1 protein-coding gene is annotated in these 2,068 nt (G+C 38.2%); it reads left to right on the forward strand.

Annotation, left to right across the window (positions count from 1 at the left end; all coding sequences use genetic code 11):
* Positions 1-338 precede the first annotated feature (338 nt).
* Positions 339-1,772, forward strand: a complete 1,434-nt coding sequence (hpnJ, locus tag F6K13_RS30265; protein WP_287289439.1) for a hopanoid biosynthesis associated radical SAM protein HpnJ — start codon at positions 339-341, stop codon at positions 1,770-1,772.
* Positions 1,773-2,068: the final 296 nt, after the last annotated feature.

Below are 2,068 nucleotides of genomic sequence, written 5' to 3' on the forward strand. Positions count from 1 at the left end.
AGATATCTGTTTCGGTGGAGAAATTGAACCAGACCCATCCTATGATTTTCAGGATGATAAATAATTTCAAAAACAAAGATAATTCCAGTATGAATTCGGTCTTTAAATCTTAATTTCAGTAGTTAGTGTAAATATTACGCTAACTTTTTTTGTCCAAAGTCCTATATTTATTGGACTTATATCATATCCGCTGAATAGTGTAATAAAAAACTTTCTTCTTTTTTCCTCCTGACTCCTGATGACTGACTCCTCCGTAGCTCGTGTACTTATGGTATAAAAAGAAAACGTAGAAATGTTCTCCAAAATATCCCTGTATATTATAAAGTCTACTATTCAACATGAAAAAAACTCTATTTTTAAATCCCCCTTCCTTTGATGGTTTTGATGGAGGTGCCGGAGCTAGATACCAAGCAAAACGGGAAATTACTTCTTTCTGGTATCCCACTTGGTTAGCTCAACCTGCTGCTCTAGTTCCTGGAAGTAAATTGGTAGACGCTCCTCCCCATAACCAAACAGTGGAAGATGTGCTGAAAATTGCTAAAGATTATGAACTGGTAATTATGTACACCAGTACCCCTTCCCTCCCCAATGATGTTAAATGTGCAGAGGCAATTAAAACTCAAAACCCTGAGACACAAGTAGGTTTTGTTGGCGCTCATGTGGCAGTTTTGCCTGAAGAAACTCTTAAAGATAATCCAATTATTGATTTTGTCTGTCGCAACGAATTTGATTATACCTGCAAAGAATTATCCGAAGGAAAATCTTTTGCAGAAATTAAAGGGTTGAGTTTCCATGATTCTCAAGGCAATATTCACCATACACCAGAACGAGAATTGATTCACGACTGGGATACAATGCCTAGTGTTTTTCCGGTTTATGCAGAACATCTAGATATTCGTAAATATCTAATTGGTTATTTACTCGATCCCTACATCTCCTTATATACAGGTCGTGGTTGCCCTGCTAAATGTACTTTCTGTTTGTGGCCACAAACTATTGGCGGACATCAATACCGGGCTAAAAGTCCCGAAGCAGTAGGGCAAGAAATGGCAGAAGCAAAAGCTATTTGGGGCAGCTCTGTGCGAGAATACTTTTTTGATGACGATACCTTTACTATTGATAAAAAACGAGCGATCGCTATTAGCGAACATTTGAAACGACTGAAGCTAACCTGGAGTTGTAATGCTCGTGGAAATTTAGATTACGATACTCTTAAAGAATTGAAAAATAACGGTCTGCGTTTGCTGTTGGTAGGTTTTGAATCTGGAAATCAACAAATTTTGGATGGAGTCAAGAAAGGAATTAAGTTAGAAGTCGCCCGCAAATTTATGGAAAATTGCCATAAGTTGGGGATTAAAGTTCATGGAGCTTTTATTCTCGGTTTACCCAATGAGAGTAGGGAAACTATTGAGGAGACTATCCGTTTTGCTTGTGAAGTAAACCCCCATACAATTCAAGTCTCGATCGCTTCCCCCTACCCTGGAACAGAATTATATAGTCAAGCTCAGGAAAATGATTGGTTTACTGGCGATGCTTTGGTTGCTAATTCTGGAATTCAGATGTCATCGTTACAGTATCCTAATTTGTCAGGTAGTGAAATTGAAGATGGAGTAGAGCAGATGTATCGTCGGTTTTATTTTAGACCGAAGTCAATTATTCCTATAGTTGGTGAAATGCTAGTAGACCCGCAAATGTTAGTGCGTCGTTTGCGTGAAGGTAAAGAATTTCTTTCTTATCTGAGAGAACGTCATCAGAGAGCAGCGAGTCATTAATTGGCTAAAAGAAGTCAGATTAATCTACCTGTTTCTCAGTCAAAGCTTTATTCTAATTTTCTTTCTTCTAATTTTTTCAGAAATGCTGTGTTGTTACCACGCACCAGCATCAATTAGTACGATTCCAGGTCGATAACCTCTATCTAAACTACGCTGCTTCATAAAACCGACATAAAACGTCATATAGTCAGGACTTACGCAAAGACACTATATATAGCGCATGGTAAATAGAGCGATTGCTGACGCAAAGCTCCGCTAACGCTATAATTTTTTTCAGCGATCGCCCAGTATTTCTA

The organism is Okeania sp. SIO2B9, from assembly GCF_010672505.1.
Classification (GTDB): Bacteria; Cyanobacteriota; Cyanobacteriia; order Cyanobacteriales; family Microcoleaceae; genus Okeania; species Okeania hirsuta.

What these genes read in the sequence shown, in the direction of transcription:
- hpnJ (WP_287289439.1), top strand. Translation starts at nt 339, where the DNA reads ATGAAAAAAACTCTATTTTTAAATCCCCCTTCCTTTGATGGTTTTGAT.